Below are 19,346 nucleotides of genomic sequence, written 5' to 3'. Positions count from 1 at the left end.
GCAAATGCCTCCCTTTCTCAATTTCGGGAACGCGGTTGGTCAGAGAGGCATCTAATGCGGTAACTGACCCACTTTCTGGCTGCTGACCATGTCTCTTGCTCTTATCAAGCCTGCTTCAGGTTCCTGTACCGACGCACAACTGGCGCAGCGCCTCGTCATGGAAGATCTTGCAGCGTTGCAAATTCTCATGCGGCGCTATAACCAGCGCCTTTATCGGGTGGCGCGCAGCATCTTGCGCAATGACGCCGATGCAGAAGAGGCCGTGCAAGAGGCCTTTTACAAAGCCTATCGGGCGATTGCAAGTTTCCGGGGAGATTCGGGCTTGTCCACCTGGCTGGTGCGTATCGTGGTCAATGAGTCGAATCGGCGCTTGCGAAAGATAAACCGGCTCGCCACATGGCTTGAATTCAATAACGATGCTGAACGCGACGATGTCACCACAACTATGACAGCAAACGAATTTTCATCGGAGAGTCCAGAGCCGAACCTTGTACGTTCCCAGACCCGACACCTGCTCGAAGCCCGGATTGACCAGCTGCCCGACCTGTTTCGCGCTGTATTCATATTGCGCGCAGTGGAAGATCTGACGGTGGAGGAAACCGCGATGTGCCTCGGAATCCCGCCAGCAACAGTGCGTACTCGCTATTTCCGCGCACGAAAATTGTTGCGCAAATCATTGGGCGACGACATGGGCTCTACGGTAAATACCGCTTTCGCGTTTGCGGGTGAACGTTGTGACCGGATGGTGGCATCGGTGATGTCCCGACTCCGCGAAGCACGATAACTAAACGCTGATTTATCCAATGTACTGTCCTCCTGGGAGACCTACCATGTCATTTCTTAGTTTTGTCCACAATCCTTCAAGCAGTAATGCACGCCGGGCATTTCTCGGCCAATCCGGATTGCTGCTGTCCGGTGCCGCTGTTGCGCTGATGGCAGGACGGGATGTCCTCGCCAAGGGCAACGAGCCCTTGGCGTCGGATGTGCGGATTTTAAACACGGCGCTGGGTGCAGAACTGGAAGCGATCGCCGCCTATCAGTTGGGCGCTGAAAGCGGCTTATTGCAAAAACCGGTACTGGATTTGGCCGTAACATTTCAAGGACAGCATAAAGAGCATGCCGAACTCTTGTCCGGGACCATACGCAAGCTTGGCGGCAAGCCTGTTTCCGCGAAGGAAAAGTACATATTTCCAGTGGATACGCTGAAATCGCAAGCCGATATCCTGCGATTTGCCGCCATGCTGGAGAAAGGAGCTGTCAGCGCCTACCTAGGGGCGGTGCCTGTATTCGATAATCGAGACCTTGCCCGGGCGGCCGCCAGCATACTGGGCGACGAGGCCATGCACTGGGCCATATTGCGCAACGCCCTTGGGGAAGATCCTGTGCCTTCGGCGTTCGTGTCATGAACCAGACACGATGGCTGGTCGCCTTGGCGGCAAGCCTGTGTGCGTATGGTGCGGCGGGGTCGTCGGTTGCCCGGGCCCAGAATGTGGTGCCTGGCAATGCCGCCACCGGCGAAGCGTTGTACTCCCGCTGCCTTGCATGTCATGCGCTGGCTTACGACCGGACCGGACCCCGGCACTGCGGCCTGTTTGGCAGGCGGGCCGGTAGCGTACCGGGATACGCCTACTCGCAGGCGATGAAGGAATCAAAAATCGTCTGGGACGACGAATCCCTGAATCTGTTCCTGAAGAGTCCAATGGAAGCGGTGCCGGGCACGTCCATGGGATATGCCGGCATATCAAGCGGACAGGAACGCGCGGATGTGATCGCGTATCTGAAAAAAGAAAATGCATCGGCGACGTGTGCCGACCGCTAGTGCCACGCACGTCGATTCATGGTCCATCACGCCACAGGCACTTCTATGACCAACTCAGGGTCGAAGGCGATATTCTCGTTGATGCCGTCCCTGGCATAGCCGCGTGGATTGCAAACTACCCGGGTACCATTGACGTGGTAGTCAAAGCTGTCATGGGTATGCCCGTGGATCCATAAGGCAGCCCGGTCAGCCCCCATGAGATGTTCGCTATTGGATACAAAGCAGTTGTTGATCAGCGATCCGTCGAATCGGGGGTGGATGCTTTTGGGCGACGGTGAATGGTGTGTGATAACCACAGTGGGGCCGTCGTAGGATTCGCCCAGTTTCTTATCCAGCCACGCGAGGTTGGCATTGAAAAGTGCTTCCATATCGGCTGGCGAAAAGGTTTTTTCTGACGAAAGACTGGACTTGATCCGTGTGAAATCGCGAATGAAGGCCAGCGATTCCTCGATTGCTTGTTCGCGCGCCGCGGCTCCGTACAAATTGAAATCGGTCCATAGGGTCGATCCGAGGAAACGTATGCCTTCCAATACTATTTCTGTATTGTCCAGGATATGTATGGCGGTGCCGTAAGTGTGGGTTTCGAGGTCCTGGATGGTGGCGTCAAGGCTGCCACCATAGAACTCATGATTGCCTGGCACGTACAACACCGGCTTGTCAAAGCCGCCAGCCCATTGCAACGCCTCTTTCGGGCGCGCGATATCTCCGGCCAGAATGACAAGATCGGCCTGCGCGCGCGGCAGGGGCAGGCCGGCACTGCTCAGATGGAGATCGGAAAGGATATTGAGGCGTACTGTTTTCGCAGGACGGGTCATGGTCGTGCTCTTTGATCTTGCGGTAGTCATTTGACAGGTTTTTTAAATGGCGTCATAATCTCGTTCTTCGGTCGGGTCGTTAGCTCAGTTGGTAGAGCACCGGACTTTTAATCCGATGGTCGCGCGTTCGAGTCGCGCACGACCCACCACCGATATCTTTTAGAAGAAACCAGTCCATCGGGCTGGTTTTTTTTTGGCATTTTTGTAGCCACAATGCACTGGCGCGGACGAAGCTGATCTTGTACTCAAGTTCTTATGCATTCTACATCCGTGTAAACCATTAGATACGGTCAAAGTACCGGACCGGCCTGTGCTAAATTGTGATGCTGTGGTCGGAAGTCTTATTTTCTTTATAAGCCTCTATCTTGATCTTCCTGGAAAACATCCATAAAACCTATGCTTCGCCGGGGCGTGTCTCGCACGCATTGGCTGGGGTCGACCTGCACATACGTAAAGGCGAGATCTTCGGGATCATAGGTCGTTCCGGCGCGGGAAAGAGCACGCTGATACGCATGCTGAACCTGCTGGAGAAGCCCACGCAAGGCAGTGTGACGGTCAATGGCCAGGACATCACGCAGCTCAGTGAGCCGCAGCTCAGGGAGTTCCGGCATGGGGTGGGAATGGTTTTCCAGCATTTCAATCTGCTGCGTTCGCGTACGGTGCTGGATAATGTCTGTTTTCCTTTGCGGCTGGCCGGGCTGACACGTCGGCAACAAATAGAGCGGGCTCACGAGGTCCTGGCGTTGGTGGGGCTTGTGGATCATTCCCGCAAGTACCCCAGGCAGTTGTCAGGCGGCCAGCAGCAGCGCGTGGGCATAGCGCGCGCGTTGGCCAATCGTCCACAACTGCTTTTATGCGACGAAGCGACATCGGCGCTGGATCCCGAAACGACGCAGTCCATCCTGCGGCTGCTGCTCGACATCAACAAGCGCCTGGGTTTGACCATCGTCCTGATTACGCATGGCATGGATGTCATCCGCAACGTCTGCGATCGTGTCGCCGTTATCGATGCAGGAGTCATCGTGGAAAGCGGCACGGTGCTGGATGTCTTTCTGCACCCCGACCATCCCGTGACACAGTCCTTGCTGTCGGAAAGCGGCGTCGATGCGGAGGGCTGGCGCGGGATGGCGCAGGGCATGAACGGGAAGCTGTTGCGCCTGAGTTTTCGTGGCGATTCAACCGTCCGCCCCATACTCAGTCAAGTCAGCCGCGATCTTGGCCTGGACCTGAGCATACTCCAGGGCTCGGTGGGACGTATCAAGGAAACGCCTTATGGACAACTCGTCATTGCGGTACAGGGAGATGGGGCGGCGCAGGAAAAACTTCCGGTCGTGCTACAGGCTGCCGGCATCGAGTGCGAGGTGCTGCGACTATGATGTTCACGAATATCGACTGGGCCCTGATTAGCGAAGCAACGATCGACACCTTGTTGATGACCGGTTTCTCGCTCGTGTTCACGATCATTATCGGACTGCCGCTGGGCGTCATACTGTTTCTCACCAGCGCGCACCAGATGCTGCAAAATCGATTTGTCTATCAAGTACTCTCGTTTGTCGTGAACGTGTTGCGCTCGGTTCCTTTTCTGATTTTGCTGATTGTCATGATTCCGTTCACCCGGATCCTGGCCGGTACATCGCTCGGTGTCGAGGGGGCGGTGCCGCCCCTGGTGGCCAGCGCGGCGCCTTTTTTTGCGCGACTGGTGGAAAATGTATTGCGCGAACTGGATCCGGGGGTCTCCGAAGCATGCCGGGCGATGGGCGCCAATTCACGCCAGACCGTGCTGCTCGCCCTTATTCCCGAAGCCACCACCGGCATCGTCGCGGCAATCATCGTTACCGCCATCGCGCTGGTTGGTTATTCGGCCATGTCGGGTGTTATCGGCGGTGGAGGCCTGGGAGACCTGGCACTGCGTTTCGGATATCAGCGCTATCAGACCGACGTCATGGTGGTGACTGTCACTATTCTTGTTGTAATGGTTCAGCTTCTGCAAGTGTTTGGCGATCGCCTGGTCGCGAGGCTGAACCGCAGATAACTTTTCTGGAGAAAAAACATGTTTATCAGAAAGATCGCGCCAACCCTGGCGGTTTCCTTTGCCGCGCTGTTCGCCAGTGCCGGATCGCAGGCTGAAACCCTTAGCGTAGCGGCTACTCCCGTGCCTCATGCCGAGCTGCTTGAGCTGGTCAAGCCGGTACTCGCCAAGGATGGTGTGGAACTGGACATCAAGGTATTCACGGACTATGTCCAGCCGAACCAACAGGTTGCCGAGGGGCATATCGACGTCAACTTCTTCCAGCACAAGCCCTATCTCGATTCTTTCAACAAAGAACACAAGACCGGCCTGGTTTCTGTCGGCCTGGTTCATGTAGAGCCTTTCGGGGCATATTCCCAGAAGATCAAGGACATCAAAGAATTGAAGGACGGCGCCCTGATTGCCTTGCCTAACGATCCCTCCAATGGCGCGCGGGCCTTGCTGTTGCTGCAAAAGCATGGCTTGATCACGTTGAAGGATCCGTCGAATATCCTGGCGACATCACGCGATATCGCCAAAAATCCGAAAAACCTGAAGTTCCGTGAACTCGAAGCCGCCACATTGCCGCGTATCCTGCCGGATGTCGATCTGGCTTTGATCAACACCAACTATGCTTTGGAAGCCGGGCTGAATCCTGTCAAGGATGCCCTGTTCATCGAGGGCGCCGATTCGCCTTACGCCAATTTGCTGGCAACCACCGAAGCGAAAAAAGACGCGCCGGCCATCAGGAAACTCGTGGCCGCTTTGCAAAGCGCGCAGACGCGACAATTCATACAGGAAAAGTATCAAGGGGCCATAGTCCCTGCTTTCTGATGCCGGCGCCTGCCTCAGGCGCTTTCGGTTACCATACAATTTTTGACGATGTCGCCCCACTCAAGGAGTCGTTTATGTTCTCGAAAAAAATCAAAGCCGCGCTGGCGGGATTGGCCATTACCATGGTATTGCCTATTGCGCATGCCGCCCAGGACAAAGAACTGCTCGTAGCCACCGACACGGCATTCGTGCCCTTTGAGTTCAAGCAGGACGGCAAGTACACCGGCTTCGACATTGAACTGTGGGACGCCATCGCCAAGGAAGCGGGACTGAAGTATTCCTTACGGCCCATGGACTTCAACGGTATTATTCCAGGCCTGCAAACTCGCAATATCGATGCGGCGCTGGCCGGCATCACCATACGCGACGACCGCAAGAAGGTCATTGATTTCTCGGATCCGTATTACGAAAGCGGCCTTGCCATCCTGGTGAACAACGACAACGCCAACATCAAGTCGGCCAAAGATCTCGAAGGCAAGAACGTGGCCGTAAAAATCGGCACCGCCACCGTGGATTACCTGAAGGCCAACGTACCGAACGCCAAGCTCAAGCTGTTCCCCAATATTGACAACGCCTTCCTCGAGCTTGCCACAGGCAGGGTCGACGCCGTCGTGCACGATACGCCCAATCTGCAGTATTTCGCAAAGACCGGCGGCCAGGGCAAGGTCAAGGTGGTGGGCTCGCTGAAAAGCGGCGATTTCTACGGCATAGGGTTTCCGAAAGACAGCGAACTGGTTCCCGTCGTGAACAAGGCGCTCAAGACCATACAGGACAACGGCACCTACGATGCCTTGTACACGAAATGGTTCGGCGAGAAAGCCGTACAAGTCAACTGAGGACAGGCTGACAAGCGACGGCGATCGGGCGTAGAGCGCTACCCCTCGATCGCCGTTTTTATTTGACGATGCGAAGCTCGCTATGCCGGGCCTCCAGTTCTCGGGACAAACAACGTGACTTTTGAATGGTCGGCCATCTGGGATGCATTACCCAGCCTTCTCGAAGGCGCAAAAATGACGATCCAGATCACATTGCTGGGCCTGATAGGCGGCACCATCATTGGATTTCTCTCGGGGGTCGTGACGACCTACGTTAAAGTGCTGGTCACGTGGAAAACCACATTCATTGCGATAGTCAGCGTGGCGGTCATCGTGGCGATCATCCAGCTGGCATCCTGGATAGGCGCCACCTTCCTCGCCGGCGTACCGGATTGGACCTGGCACGTGTTGCAGGCGGCGATCGTGCTGGCGGTACTCTGGCGCTTCGCAAAATACATCCCTGTCGCACTGTCGTTCCTGGCCCAGGTATATATCCTGGTGATACGCGGCACCCCTATTGTCGTGCAGGTCATGTTCATCTATTTTGCATTGCCGCTCATTTCCGGCTGGCGCATCGATGCCTTGCTGGCCGCCATCTTTACGCTGGTGATCAATTCCGGCGCCTATATTGCAGAGATCGTTCGCGGCGCCTTGCTATCCGTGCCCAAAGGGTTGAAGGAAGCCGGACAGGCAATGGGGCTTCCTTTCTACAAAATCCTCGCGTACATCGTTGGGCCCGTCGCATTGCGGCGCATGATTCCCGCCATGGGCAACCAGTGCATCATCAGTCTGAAGGATTCATCGCTTTTTATCGTCATCGGCGTCGCCGAACTCACGCGGCAGGGGCAGGAGATCATTGCCAGCAATTTCCGGTCGGTTGAAATATGGGGTGCGGTGGCGGTCATCTACCTGATTCTTACCGGCTTTATCGCGCTGACCTTGAAGTTCATCGAACACAGGACACAAATCGTATGAGCATCGTCGAGTTCAAGAATGTCGTCAAACGCTTCGGAACGACCACGGTGCTCAATGGCATTGACCTGACCATCAACAAAGGCGAGGTCGTGGTGGTGGTTGGACCTTCCGGGTCTGGCAAGTCGACCCTGTTGCGGTGCATTAATGTACTGGAGACCATCGAGGAGGGCGATATCACTGTAAACGGGCTCAGCGTGCGCGGCAGTGGCGCGCAGGTCCGCGAACTCCGGCGCGAAGCCGGAATGGTGTTCCAGCAGTTCAACCTCTTCCCGCAGCTCACGGCGCTCGAAAATGTCATGTTCGGCCCGGTTCATACGCGCGGAAGCGCGCGCAAGCAAGCCCGGGAGGAAGCCATTGCCCTGCTCGGCAAGGTCGGACTGGAAGAGAAAGTCAACCATTATCCTGGCGAGCTCTCGGGTGGCCAGCAACAGCGGGTGGCCATTGCCCGTGCACTCGCCATTCGGCCCCAGCTCATGCTTTTCGACGAGCCCACATCAGCGCTCGATCCCGAATTGCGCCATGAAGTGCTGAAAGTCATGCAAGATGTCGCGGAAGGCGGCATGACCATGATCGTGGTCACCCACGAAATGGAGTTCGCGCGTAAAGTCGGCAGCCGCCTCATATTCATCGATGGCGGAAAAATAGCCGAAGATGGCGCCCCTGCTGATCTGCTAAGCAATCCGCCTAGCCAGCGGCTGAAGGACTTCTTGCAGCATGTCGCCTGAAGCTTTCTGCTTTATCTCGTAGCCTGGCGCCAGGCTGGCGTTCAGGGCGCGACGCGGATCGTGCGGGTTGCACTCAATTTTTTCGACCCTTGCTCGGTGATCTTTATGGTCACCTGGCGCGGCGTGAATCCTTCGGGCAAGGGTAGCGCCCCTCCCATGTGGCTGTACTGCTCCAGTTCGACAGGAAAGGGCGGCAGGTCGATGCTGCCCGACTTGCGGTTGGCATAACGACCTGCAACCACCAATTCCACTTCGCCTGCGAACGGTTTGGTCTTCCCTTTGTCTTGCATGACCAGTATCTGATAGTGAAGTTGCCCGTCGTCGCTGCGGAACGATGCGGCGCGAATGCCGGGTGACGTGCCGCGAGGATCCGGCGGCATTGCATCGGCAAATAATTGAACCTCGGCCGTCAGCTTGCTGACCTGATCCAGCGCTTTCTTCAGCTGTGCCGATTGATCTTGAACGGTTGTGGTTTTTTGCTTGAGATCGTGTGCTTGCTGGTTGAATTGCGACTGCAAACGCTGCTTGTCCATGTTGCTGCTGTTCAGGTCGTAATGCAGCTGTTCGGATTGCTCGATGGTAAGCCGGGCAGGGCCGTAGCTTTTCTGCAGAAACAGCAGGCCGCCCGCCCCAAGCACAATGCCAGACAACATCAGTACCAGCCATCGGGGTATGCGGCGCGAACGGCGGGAGTTGCCGTAAGCCGTAGGTTGAAAGACACGGCGTTTGGACGATCCGAACATGGGGCTTATTCCTGTATTGCGGAGCAATGGAGAACGATATGGTCCATTGCCGAAAAACCTTAAAGCATAGCGCATGAGGCAGCCGTTGCCTGCTGCTGCCAATATTGCTTTCGTCTTGACAGATCCGGATACGTTTTATCTTTCCGGACCAAAGCAGTGTAACGTGCTGAGTCGTCGGCGGCTAGCGCAGCGCCTCGTCCAACTGCATCAGGCGCTGTGGAGTTCCAACGTCGGTCCACTGTCCTTTGTAGTGGTAGCCGGCCACCTTGCCGGCGGCCATCGACTGCCTCAGCAGGGGCGCCAGAGATGCGGGCTGGCCCACGACAAGACCTTGAAACAGCGCGGGTCGGTAGATGCCTATGCCCGAGAACGTCAGCGTGACAGCGGTATCGTGAGTTGCCGCGTCAGTGACGAGCCGGGAGCTATGCAGTTGAAAATCGCCCTCGGGATGTTGGACCGGATTATCGACCAGCATCAGCCACGCCAGGAGGGTGCCATCCAGGCTGGCCGCGGCCTGTTCGACCCCGGCCAGGTTCCAGTCGCACCATACATCGCCATTTATAACGAGAAATGGTTGTTCCTGAAAAAATGGCAGGGCCTGGGCAATGCCGCCGGCGGTCTCGAGGGCTTGCGGTTCGCGGGAATATTGGATCTTTGCGCCGAATCGACCGCCGTCGCCCAGCGCCAGTTCTATCTGCTCGCCCAACCAAGACAGGTTCACCACCAATTCCGTAATGCCAGCTGCCACCAGCTTCTCGATGTGCCACACGATGAGCGGTTTGCCGCCTACCTGGAGCAGCGGCTTGGGCAAGCTGTCGGTCAGTGGGCGCATGCGTTCGCCCCTTCCGGCCGCGAGGATCATGGCCCGCATCAGAACGTATACCCGGTGGTCACCTGGCGGCCGTCGAGCTTGTCGAGCAGCCGAATGAGAGGGCGAAAGGCGCTGTAGCGACCGGCAACCTGGCGTACATAGGTATTTACGCGAGGCATGTGATCGAGGTAATGATGCTTGCCATCGCGGTAGGAAAGGCGGGCGAACACACCGAGAATGCGCAGGTTGCGCTGCAATCCCATCCATTCGTAGGCGCGATGAAAATCGGCAAAGTCGACAGGCACAGGGAGTTGAGCGGCACGCGCGGCCTCCCAATAGCGTATCGCCCAGTCCAGTTGCTGTTGCTCTTCCCAGGTGGTGCGCGCGTCCATGACCAGCGAGGCAATATCGTAGCTGAGTGGGCCAACGAGCGCGTCCTGATAATCGATGACGCCCGGATTCCTGTCTGCCACACCCACCATGAGATTGGGTGAGTGGAAATCGCGGTGTACCAGTACACTGGGCTGCCGGGTGTTATCGTGGATCAGGATGGCAAAGGCGTCGTTCAATACGGATTGCTCGCCGTTGCTGAGCTGGACCTGGCAATGACGTTGCGCATACCATTCCGGAAACACGGCGAGTTCCTGCGAGAGGCGTTCGGCATCGTAGTCGGGCAGGCCTTGCGTACTGGCTTGTTGCATACGCACCAGCGCTGCAATGGCATCGCGGTACAACTGTTGCAGGCGGGTGTCGTCCAGGCCTGATTTGATTGCCTGATAATAAGTTTGCTCACCCAGGTCGGTCAGCAGTAGAAAGCCTAGCTGCAGGTCCTGGGCCAGTACTGTCGGTACATTGAGGTCGGCTTGTGCCAGCAGGCCTGTTACGTGGATGAAGGGCCGGCAGTCTTCCTGTTGCGGAGGCGCATCCATGACGATGGCCGTGCCGGTCGCGGTGTCGAGCCGAAAATAGCGCCGAAAGCTCGCGTCGCTGGAGGCAGGTCTCAAGCTGGCGAGGTCGAGTTGATGGTCGCCGGCGATGCCTTGCAGCCAGTTTTTCAGTAACGACAATCGGGATTCAGCGCTGAAGTTCAAGATTCGGTTTTCCATGATAAGAAATTGATTACGCATCGCAAGGCGGTATTGTGAACCATGTACACGCCAGCTTCTCTATAATACCGGGTCGCCAATCAATACGGGTCGGCAGCTGTGCCAAAATAGAGTCAGTTTTTTTCGAGGACGAAATACGCGTGCGTTTGGTTTGGTGGGCATTTTTTCTAGCTATGGGCGGCGTATCCACGGCGCAGGCGCAACAGCCTGGGCCGGATGTCGGCATGCCATCCCTGCAGGAATTGCGCATAGCTCCGAATCTTCAAGTCCATGAAAATATCGACGACAACGAAATTACATCGTTTCTCATCGGCGACACCATGGAATCCGATGAGGACGGGCTGGTCAAGCTCTCCGGCAATGCCGAGGTGCGCCGCATCGACTCAGTCGTAAAAGGCGATTACATCGACTACCAGCGTTCCACCGGACAGGTCCGCGTGCGCGGCAACGGCCTGGTCATGCGGGACGCCAGCATCGTGACCGGCCCGGAGATCAACTACAACATCAACAGTGAAACCGGCGAAGTCAACGATCCCAATTTCTGGTTGGGCGCCAGCGGAGGCGCTGGTAAAGCAGTCAAAGCCGATATCCTCAGCCGCAACCATATGCGGCTGGAAACAGTGACGTATTCAGGCTGCCCGTGCCCGGATCCATCCTGGTTCATCAAGTCTTCACGCGTCGACCTGCTTTTCGACGAAAACGAAGGGACGGCGCGCAATGGTGTGCTCTACTTCAAAGGCGTGCCGATACTCTATTCTCCATTTCTTACCTTCCCCATACGCAAGGAACGCAAATCGGGCTTGCTGGTCCCGACCTACGGAACGTCCACCAGCGGTGGGCTGGAATTTTCGCTACCGTATTACTTCAATATTGCGCCTAACTACGACGCAACGATCACGCCGCGGTATATGGCCAAGCGCGGCATGCAATTGGGCGGCGAATTCCGCTACCTGGGAAGCCGGTACAGCGGTCAACTGGCCGGAACGTACCTGGACAATGACCAGGAGGCCGATCGGAATCGCTGGTATTACTCGTGGCAGCATGGGCACAACCTGGGCGGCGGATTAAGCGCATCGTTCGATATCCGCCGTGTCTCCGACGACGACTATTTCCGGGATTTTTCCTCACTGGGCCTCAATGAAGCCACCAATACTTATTTGCCGAGCAGCGCCGGGCTGAACTGGAGCGGATACAAGTATTTCAACGCATCGCTGTACGCCTATACCTACCAGACGCTTCAGGACCGCAGCGCTAATTACCTGGCGCCACAATACGACAAGCTGCCCGAGCTCTATGTGCGGGGCGCTCGCTATAACTGGGGCGGTTTCGACGTTCAGTCTGAAAATTACGCGACGCGGTTCAGGATGCCTTTTTATAAAGGCGACATTGATCGATACAACGTTTATAAGGACCAGCGCATAGCACCGAATGGAAGCCGTTTTTCTTCGTACACTACGGTGGCCTATCCCGTCGTACGTGCCGGCTGGTATGTAACACCCAAGGTTGGATTGCATCTTAGCCAGTACAGTACCGACTGGTACGCCAATCAATTGCCGCAGTTCTCGGGCAGGCCGCAAACCCAGTCACGAGTGCTTCCCATCATGTCGGTTGATTCCGGCATGACCTTCGAGCGCGAGACAAGGCTGTTCGGCAACGACTCCATACAGACGCTTGAGCCGCGCTTGTATTACTTGCGTGTACCTTACAGGGATCAATCCCAGATTCCTGTCTTCGATACGTATTACGCCGATTTTAATTTCGCACAGGCTTTCGACGAAAATATATTCAGCGGCGGTTGGGATCGCATCGCCGATGCAGACCAGCTGACATTGGGCCTGACCACCCGCTGGCTCGATGCGGAATCGGGATTCGAACGCCTTTCGCTGTCGGCGGCGCAGCGTATCTATTTTCGCGATCAGCTTGTCACCTTGAATCCGAGCGACAGGAAACGCACGAATACCAAGTCCGACTATCTCGTGGGCGTCAATGCGGCACTGACCGATACGCTGGATGTAAGATTCGATGCGCAATACAACCCGGATTCGAACGATCGCAACCGCATGACTGCGGGCTTCCGTTGGGAACCCAAGCGTCTTGCGATGCTTGCCGCCTCATACCGATATCAGCGTGATCCGGCACAAGTCGCCGTGCCCGAGGTCCGCGAACTTCCTGGATACCTGGATAACAGCAAAGAACAGGTCAGCTTTACTGGCCAATGGCCCATAACCAGTAAAGTTTACGCGCTGGGACGTTACGACTATTCCTTACAGGAAAAGCGCAACACCCAGTCAATTTTCGGGCTCGAATACAAGGGCGATTGTTGTTGGGTAGGCCGCGTTGTCATGCAGCGTTATGCCGTTTCACGAGAAGACGTCAACACCGCGCTTTTCTTCCAGCTGGAACTTTCCGGCCTCGGTTCCCTGGGCACTGATCCCATGCGTTTACTGAGCGAACGGATTGCCGGTTACAGAACCATTACCCCACCAATACCCGAAAAAACCACCTTCGAGAGGTATGAATAATGCGTAGTGTGCATGCTAAGCGCCGGCTAGCGTCCATTTTGATTCCAATCCTGGGCGTAGCATCGTCGGGCATTGCTGTAGCTGCCAAACCGGCGGTCAACAAGGCCGAAGCCGCCTCCGCGCAACAGTCGCAACAATTCGTCGACGGTATTGCCGCTGTGGTGAACCAACGCGTGATTACGTTGCAGCAAGTCAACGTCGAGGCGAGAATGGCGCAACAGCAATTGCAGCGACAGAAGATACCGGTGCCCGATTTTGCCGTATTGCAGAAACAGGTGCTCCAGCGCATGATTACCGAAGAGGTCGAGCGCCAGGAGGCAGACCGGCAGGGGATCAAGGTTTCCGACGCACAGACCGAGCAGGCCGTCCAGACGGTCGCCAGCCGCAACAAGATAAGCGTGGCTCAGCTGCGCCAGGAGATCGAAAAATCCGGCGTGTCCTGGGAGACCTACATTGAGAACCTGCGCAAGGAAGTGCGCATGGACATGTTGCGCCAGCGCGCGGTCGACAGCACGATTGTCATCTCCGATGCCGAAGTGGATGCCTTCCTGAAGGCCCAGGGCAATCAATTGCCGGCTGCCACGCAAGATCCGCGGGCTCAACAGCCCCGGCAGGCCGCACCGGTCCAGCAAAGCGGGCCGCAGGTGCTTGGGCTCGCTCAAATACTGGTAGCTGTTCCCGAAGGGGCGTCGTCGTCACAAGTACAGGAACTTCGCAAGAAAGCCGAAGCCATCCTGGCCCGGGTGCGGGGCGGCGCTGACTTCGCGGGCATCGCGGCTTCATCCTCCGATGGTCCCGAGGCGCTCAGCGGTGGTGAGCTCGGCTTGCGGCCGGTCAACGGTTGGCCCGATCTATTCCTGCAGGCCACCGAGAACCTGAAGGCCGGTGAGACCAGCGCCATCATCCAGAGCGGCAATGGGTTTCACATCCTCAAGGTCCTGACCCGGGGGCAGGCGGCACAAGGCGGCAACGCCGCGGCACGTGCGCCGGTTCCGGGCCCCGCCGCCGTACCGCAGGCGCAACAGCAAGCCCAGGGGCCGATGATGGTCACGCAGACTCATGCTCGTCACATTCTCATCAAGAGCTCCAAGGTCATGTCGGATGAAAAGGCCGAGACACGCCTCAAGCAGCTGCGTCAACGCATCGTCAACGGCGAAAAGTTCGAAGACCTTGCCAAGCGGTCCTCTGAAGACGTGACGGCTCCCCAAGGCGGCGACCTGGGTTGGCTGACGCCTGGTGAAACGGTGCCGGCATTCGAGCAGGCCATGAATGCGCTCGAGCCCGGCCAGATCAGCGAACCAATAAAATCCCAGTTCGGCTGGCATCTCATCCAGGTCCTCGAACGCCGCACGAAGAATATGGAAAACGAGTTCAAGCGCATGCAGGCGCGCCAAATCCTGTTCCAGCGCCGCATCGAACCGGCCTTCGAAGACTGGCTCAGCCAGCTGCGCAGCCAGGCCTTTATCGATAATCGCCTCGATCCTCAATCGAACCGGAACCGTCGTTGATCATTCATGGCTCATCAAGCACGTAAACGTTTCGGCCAACATTTCCTGGTTGACGAAGGAATCATAGAATCGATAGTGCGGGGAATTGCCCCGCAACGCAGCGATACGGTAATAGAAATTGGTCCAGGACTGTCTGCCCTGACCAAACCGCTATTGAAGTCGCTGGATCACCTGACCGCCGTGGAGATCGACCGCGACCTGGCCGCGCGCCTGCGCCGGCAGTATCCAGTCGAAAAGCTTACCATTGTCGAAGCTGACGCATTGCAGGTGGACTTCGGCATGTTCGGAACCCAGCTGCGTATCGTCGGCAATTTGCCGTACAACATTTCCAGCCCTTTGTTGTTCCACCTTATCGCGTATGCCGACCATGTCGTGGACCAACATTTCATGCTGCAGCGCGAGGTCATCGATCGCATGGTGGCCACCCCGGGATCTGGCGATTATGGCCGCCTGTCCGTCATGCTGCAGTCCCGTTATCACATGAACAAACTGTTCGATGTGCCGCCGGAGGCTTTCGATCCACCGCCGCGTGTGGTATCGGCGGTGGTGCGCATGGCGCCATTGCCGGAATCGCGCCCAAGGCCCCAAAGCCAGAGCGCATTCGAAAAGCTGGTCATGCGCGCGTTCACGCAGCGGCGCAAGATGTTGCGCCGGTCATTGAATGAATGGTCTGATTTGATCGACTGGGAAGCCCTGGGCATATTGCCTACGTCCCGCGCCGAAGAGGTTTCGGTTCAGCAGTTCATTGCATTGTCCGACAGCCTGCTGACCGCAGGTGTCCTCAAGCCCTGATCGGCGTCATCCAAAAAACCAGTAGCAAACGGCGATGGACGCCAGGACGCCGGCCAGGTCCGCAAGAAGCGCACACCCCACGGCGTGCCGGGCCCGCTGGATGCCGACCGCTCCAAAATACACTGCCAGGACATAGAAGGTGGTCTCCGTGCTTCCCTGAACGGTGGCCGCCAGCAGCGCCGCAAAACTGTCTACGCCAAAATGCTGCATGGTTTCGATGAGCATACCGCGCGCGGCGCTTCCTGAAAATGGCTTGACGATGGCAGTTGGCAGCGCGTCGACAAAGCGGCCGTCCATTCCGGCAAGCTGCACGACCCAGCGGATGCTGTCGAGCAGCGCATCGAGGGCGCCGGAAGCCCGCAGCACTCCAATCGCACACAGCATCGCGACCAGATAAGGCAGCAGATTCTTCGATATCTCGAAGCCCTCTTTGGCGCCCTCGATAAAACACTCGTACACTGGCACCTTTTTCCGGGCGCCCACCAGCAGGAAAATCATGATGATGCCAAACAAGGTAAGGTTGCCCATCAGTGACGACGTGGCACTCAGCGCCGCGCTGCTCAAGCTGCCCAACAATGCCATCAGGCCGCCAATGATTAGGGCAAGCGAGGCGCCCCACGCCAGTACGACGGGATCGTACAACTTCAGCCTCTGCATGAAGGCCACAGCCAGAAGGCCCGCCAGGGATGACGCTGTCGTGGCCAGAAGTATTGGCAGGAAGACCATGGTTGGGTCCGGCGCGCCTTGCTGAGCCCGGTACATGAAGATGGTGACTGGTAGCAGTGTCAATGAGGAGGAATTCAACACCAGGAACAAAATCTGCGCGTTGGTGGCGGATTTGGGATCGGGATTCAGTGTCTGGAGCTCGCGCATGGCGCGCAGGCCTATGGGTGTCGCGGCATTGTCCAGCCCCAGCCCATTGGCGGCAAAATTCAGGGTGATCATCCCTAATGCTGGGTGCCCTGCCGGGACGCCCGGCATCAGCCGGCGGAATAGCGGACCGAGCAGCCGACCTAACATTTCGATAAGTCCTGCCGCTTCGGCGATACGCAAGAAGCCCAGCCAGAGAGCGAGGGTACCAAAGAGCAGGATCATCAACTGCACCGATAGCTCGGCCATATCGAACAGGCTGAGGACGATCCGTGAGAAGACCTCGGCGTCGTTCAGCGCTATCCATTGATATAGTCCTGAAAGGGCGGCGATAACGAAAAAGGCGAGCCAGAGGGTATTTAGCATGTAACTTGACGGTCGACGATGGTGGCAGGGTTGGATTGTCGCAGAGAACGCTTATTTTTCCGGGAACCATTGCTCGAATGGCTTTATATCCAGGCCTGCTTTCACATACCAGACTTTGCGCGTGGCGTCCCACTTGGCGCCAAGGGCCTTGACGAAGTCCTTGTCCGCGTAGGGCACGCTCAAGTCGAGCCGGGAAGGTGCTGCACTGGCTTGTGCCAGATTCCTTTGCACCGCGGCATGCGCGCGCGAGCGCGTCGATGCCAGCTCCATGCGGCCTATGAAGGGGCTGCGTTTGCTTTCATCTTGCGGCGATATTAACGTCAGCCGCGCTTTCGCCCGGGTGGCGACGACGTAGAAGAGATTCTCCTCCTCCTTGATGTCGCGCAGCGGACTTGGAAACTCACCCGTTTCCAAAAACGGCAGGATCACGTGATCGAACTCCTTGCCCTTGGAATTGACGGCGCACTCCAGCAGGACGAAACCCTTGCTCTTGCGGCTTGAGGCGAAGGCATCGGCGGCACCTATCCATTCAGAGAACTCCCGCAAGTTCATGGCGGATTTTCTGGCAACTTCGATAAAGCCCTGAACTGACTTGGCAACAACCGCCGCGTCGTGCGGATGAACGTAAATGCGTCTGGCCACCGCCTCGAGGTCGACGCGCTGGCAGACCTCCTCCAGCGCAGTGGAGGCGGGGGTATCGGCATGCAGGGATTCCATGTAGGACACCGCATCGGCGATACGGGCCCTTGCCTGGTCCGACCGACTACGCTGGAGCTGGCCACTGAAAAATGAATTGAGAATGTCCGGGTCCTGAGCAATCGCGTTCCTGGCAAAGTCCATGTCGCTCGCGTTAAAACCTATTTCGCCAAATATGGCTAGCGACTCCACGATGGCCTTTCTGACGCCGACCGACTGCACGGCGGAAAGATTCTTCAAGGCGATTGCCATCATTCCGCGCAGAAAAAGAACTTCTTCACGTTGCAGATATCCTTGCATACCCTGCGTCCTGTAGGCGATGCCGGCATGCATCAGGGCATTCTCCATCGCGACGGACTGGTGCTTGTCCCGTAGCAGGATCGCGCAAGCCTCAAGAGGCAGCTTCTCTGTTTTCCACTTCCTGATGGCGGCCACGGCCTGCGCGGCGCAATCATCGTGATCGTGGTAGTGGCGCTGGTCGATTGCCGTACTGACCGGCAGGCTGGAGTCCACGGCCTTTCGCTTGAATGCTTCCATGGCATAGGCAAGCTGTGGGCCGTGGCGATATGTCATGGTCAGGGGGTAGCGCGCAGACCCGGGATGCAGGTCGGTGAACCGATGCCGCAAGTAGCTTTCATCCGCGCCATGGCTGGAATAGATCACCTGATCCTTGTCGCCGGCGCCGACGAAAAACAGATCGTCGATGGCCAGCAGTGCCTCCAGGATGCGAAAGGATGCTTCATTCAAGTCATGCAGTTCATCACCGACCACAAGACGATAGCGGGGCAATGCCTCGTTGCTATCGGGAAACTCGCGAAGCTGGCAGGCGAGATCGTAGGTGGCGTCGAATTGGCCACGGAAACGGACCTCCTCGAAATTACCTTGGCGCATACGCTCGTATTCCAGGGTCCAGAGATAATCCGTCAGTGGAATGGCAAGACGTTCCGCCCTTTCCTGCAGCGTCGTGTCGTCATCGTTGTGGTCGAGGGCCATCATTGCTTTAAGGCGCAACTGGCTATCCAGGAATTGGCTGATGGCGATATTGTGGGTGTTTATCTCCAGGAATTCCATTGCTCCCGAGTATCCCTCGCTGACCTGCTCGATGGCGGCCAAGGCATGGGGTTTCAACGCAGCAGGCGTCATTAATTGCGTCACGCCGCTTCCTTCAATGGTCTTGAGGACTTCGGCAGCGAATTGGTCAAACGTGCGCACGTGAATCTGGGCGGAGGTCGCGTAGGGTATCCCTATTTCCATCAACCTCTTTTCCATCACCTCCCGGGCTTCGGACGTGAATACCAAGGCAAGGATTTGCTCCGGCTGCATGCCGCGCGCAATGGCCTCGCCGACCCGCAGCGCGAGTGTTGTCGTTTTCGCGGCGCCCGCATTGGCCTCGATCAGCGTGACACGATGCTGCGACAGCTGAATATTCAGTTGTTCCGGCGTCGGAACGAATCCATGCGGGACGAATCGTGCAGGATTGGGTTTGCTCGTCATAGATCACACTCCAAGGCACAGATATTACCCTGCGCGGGCGTGGGACCGTGTTGCGCCCGTCTGCGCATTCACGCGTTGAACCATTCTGGCGGGGTGCCGTGGCACCAAAAGCCTTGTGCAGCCTGGTGCTCAGGGGGCACAATGGCCGGACAGGGAGCTGTTGCCACGGATCGCAGTGCGGACCGGCCTCGCATGAGGAAGTCTTTATGTCTGAGAGAAAGCCGTTACCCCAGGGTTACAGGCAGGGAATAATCACCGCGATTACTGTCTTGCTTGGATTCTCGCTCGCCTTCCTTCGCTTTTGGGGTACGGAAGCTCCCGGCGAATGGACGACCAGGTCGATCGTGCCCGGCATCCTGCTGACCGGCGCAGTCGTCCTGCAAATCATTGCACTGTACAGGGCGTTGCGGCTGGCTTGAAATGGTGTACGCATGAGAAGTGCGGATG

Annotated in this window: 18 protein-coding genes, 1 tRNA gene and 1 pseudogene; 14 read left to right on the top strand and 6 right to left on the bottom strand. The window is 57.2% G+C overall.

The window, feature by feature from the left end; translation table 11 throughout:
* Nucleotides 1-88: 88 nt before the first annotated feature.
* From CR155_RS04300 to CR155_RS04290, 3 genes are read left to right on the top strand one after another with little or no spacing between them, the layout of a single operon-like run.
* Nucleotides 89-784 (top strand): RNA polymerase sigma factor, encoded by a 696-nt coding sequence (locus CR155_RS04300; RefSeq protein WP_102068749.1) that lies wholly within the window; start codon nt 89-91, stop codon nt 782-784.
* A 46-nt stretch (nt 785-830) separates the two neighbouring features.
* Nucleotides 831-1,406, top strand: a complete 576-nt coding sequence (locus CR155_RS04295) for a ferritin-like domain-containing protein (protein ID WP_102068748.1) — start codon at nt 831-833, stop codon at nt 1,404-1,406.
* Nucleotides 1,403-1,819 carry a c-type cytochrome gene (locus tag CR155_RS04290; protein ID WP_102068747.1) on the top strand — a complete coding sequence of 139 codons (417 nt, stop codon included), beginning with the start codon at nt 1,403-1,405 and terminating at the stop codon, nt 1,817-1,819. The genes CR155_RS04295 and CR155_RS04290 overlap by 4 nt, the downstream gene beginning before the upstream one ends.
* 26 nt (nt 1,820-1,845) lie before the next feature.
* Here CR155_RS04290 and CR155_RS04285 read toward each other — a convergent pair whose 3' ends face one another.
* Nucleotides 1,846-2,634: a metallophosphoesterase gene (locus CR155_RS04285; protein ID WP_102068746.1), complete on the bottom strand. Its 789-nt coding sequence runs from the start codon at nt 2,632-2,634 to the stop codon at nt 1,846-1,848.
* Nucleotides 2,635-2,707: 73 nt separating this feature from the next.
* Between CR155_RS04285 and CR155_RS04280 the strand changes: the two genes are divergently transcribed.
* The 7 genes from CR155_RS04280 to glnQ all read left to right on the top strand — a co-directional run bounded on the left by CR155_RS04280 (nt 2,708) and on the right by glnQ (nt 7,991).
* A tRNA-Lys gene (locus CR155_RS04280) sits at nt 2,708-2,783 on the top strand.
* Between the two features lie 216 nt (nt 2,784-2,999).
* A complete protein-coding gene (locus CR155_RS04275) occupies nt 3,000-4,010 on the top strand; it encodes a methionine ABC transporter ATP-binding protein (RefSeq protein ID WP_102068745.1) in 1,011 nt (336 codons plus the stop codon).
* Nucleotides 4,007-4,666: a methionine ABC transporter permease gene (locus CR155_RS04270; RefSeq protein ID WP_102068744.1), complete on the top strand. Its 660-nt coding sequence runs from the start codon at nt 4,007-4,009 to the stop codon at nt 4,664-4,666. Before CR155_RS04275 ends, CR155_RS04270 begins: the two co-directional genes overlap by 4 nt.
* Before the next feature lie 18 nt (nt 4,667-4,684).
* Nucleotides 4,685-5,476 (top strand): MetQ/NlpA family ABC transporter substrate-binding protein, encoded by a 792-nt coding sequence (locus CR155_RS04265; protein WP_102068743.1) that lies wholly within the window; start codon nt 4,685-4,687, stop codon nt 5,474-5,476.
* A gap of 74 nt (nt 5,477-5,550) precedes the next feature.
* Entirely contained in the window at nt 5,551-6,312 is a 762-nt protein-coding gene (gene glnH / locus CR155_RS04260) for a glutamine ABC transporter substrate-binding protein GlnH (RefSeq protein ID WP_102068805.1), read from the top strand.
* Nucleotides 6,313-6,426: 114 nt separating this feature from the next.
* Nucleotides 6,427-7,266, top strand: a complete 840-nt coding sequence (locus tag CR155_RS04255; RefSeq protein WP_233213884.1) for an ABC transporter permease subunit — start codon at nt 6,427-6,429, stop codon at nt 7,264-7,266.
* Nucleotides 7,263-7,991, top strand: coding sequence for a glutamine ABC transporter ATP-binding protein GlnQ (glnQ, locus tag CR155_RS04250; RefSeq protein ID WP_102068742.1), 729 nt, complete (start codon nt 7,263-7,265; stop codon nt 7,989-7,991). The genes CR155_RS04255 and glnQ overlap by 4 nt, the downstream gene beginning before the upstream one ends.
* Before the next feature lie 41 nt (nt 7,992-8,032).
* Here the strand turns inward: glnQ and CR155_RS04245 are convergent, their stop codons facing one another.
* From CR155_RS04245 to CR155_RS04235, 3 genes are all read right to left on the bottom strand, one after another.
* Entirely contained in the window at nt 8,033-8,734 is a 702-nt protein-coding gene (locus CR155_RS04245; protein ID WP_102068741.1) for a DUF6776 family protein, read from the bottom strand.
* Nucleotides 8,735-8,915: 181 nt separating this feature from the next.
* The gene (murU, locus tag CR155_RS04240) at nt 8,916-9,605 is read right to left on the bottom strand and encodes an N-acetylmuramate alpha-1-phosphate uridylyltransferase MurU (protein WP_102068740.1); all 690 of its coding nucleotides are present in this window, start codon (nt 9,603-9,605) and stop codon (nt 8,916-8,918) included.
* Nucleotides 9,605-10,651: a phosphotransferase gene (locus CR155_RS04235; protein WP_199171667.1), complete on the bottom strand. Its 1,047-nt coding sequence runs from the start codon at nt 10,649-10,651 to the stop codon at nt 9,605-9,607. Before CR155_RS04235 ends, murU begins: the two co-directional genes overlap by 1 nt.
* A 173-nt stretch (nt 10,652-10,824) precedes the next feature.
* Between CR155_RS04235 and CR155_RS04230 the strand changes: the two genes are divergently transcribed.
* Genes CR155_RS04230 through rsmA form a run of 3 tightly spaced genes read left to right on the top strand, consistent with a single transcriptional unit; the run spans nt 10,825 to nt 15,473 of the window.
* Entirely contained in the window at nt 10,825-13,173 is a 2,349-nt protein-coding gene (locus CR155_RS04230) for an LPS-assembly protein LptD (RefSeq protein ID WP_102068803.1), read from the top strand.
* Nucleotides 13,170-14,681, top strand: coding sequence for a peptidylprolyl isomerase (locus CR155_RS04225; protein WP_199171676.1), 1,512 nt, complete (start codon nt 13,170-13,172; stop codon nt 14,679-14,681). Before CR155_RS04230 ends, CR155_RS04225 begins: the two co-directional genes overlap by 4 nt.
* Before the next feature lie 6 nt (nt 14,682-14,687).
* On the top strand, nt 14,688-15,473 hold the full coding sequence (rsmA, locus tag CR155_RS04220) for a 16S rRNA (adenine(1518)-N(6)/adenine(1519)-N(6))-dimethyltransferase RsmA (RefSeq protein ID WP_102068737.1): 786 nt from the start codon (nt 14,688-14,690) through the stop codon (nt 15,471-15,473).
* A gap of 6 nt (nt 15,474-15,479) precedes the next feature.
* On the opposite strand, the gene CR155_RS04215 is transcribed toward rsmA, so the two are convergent.
* Nucleotides 15,480-16,709 (bottom strand): nucleoside recognition domain-containing protein, encoded by a 1,230-nt coding sequence (locus CR155_RS04215; protein ID WP_102068736.1) that lies wholly within the window; start codon nt 16,707-16,709, stop codon nt 15,480-15,482.
* Between the two features lie 51 nt (nt 16,710-16,760).
* A complete protein-coding gene (locus tag CR155_RS04210) occupies nt 16,761-18,899 on the bottom strand; it encodes an ATP-dependent helicase (RefSeq protein ID WP_102068735.1) in 2,139 nt (712 codons plus the stop codon).
* A 206-nt stretch (nt 18,900-19,105) separates the two neighbouring features.
* Between CR155_RS04210 and CR155_RS04205 the strand changes: the two are divergent.
* Nucleotides 19,106-19,312, top strand: a pseudogene (locus tag CR155_RS04205) (hypothetical protein); the annotation flags it as partial.
* Nucleotides 19,313-19,346: the final 34 nt, after the last annotated feature.

Source organism: Pollutimonas nitritireducens (assembly GCF_002849615.1).
In the GTDB taxonomy this organism is placed as follows: domain Bacteria; phylum Pseudomonadota; class Gammaproteobacteria; order Burkholderiales; family Burkholderiaceae_B; genus Pollutimonas; species Pollutimonas nitritireducens.
Note: the sequence above shows the minus strand (reverse complement) of the source record. Positions and strands in the feature narration are given on the sequence as shown.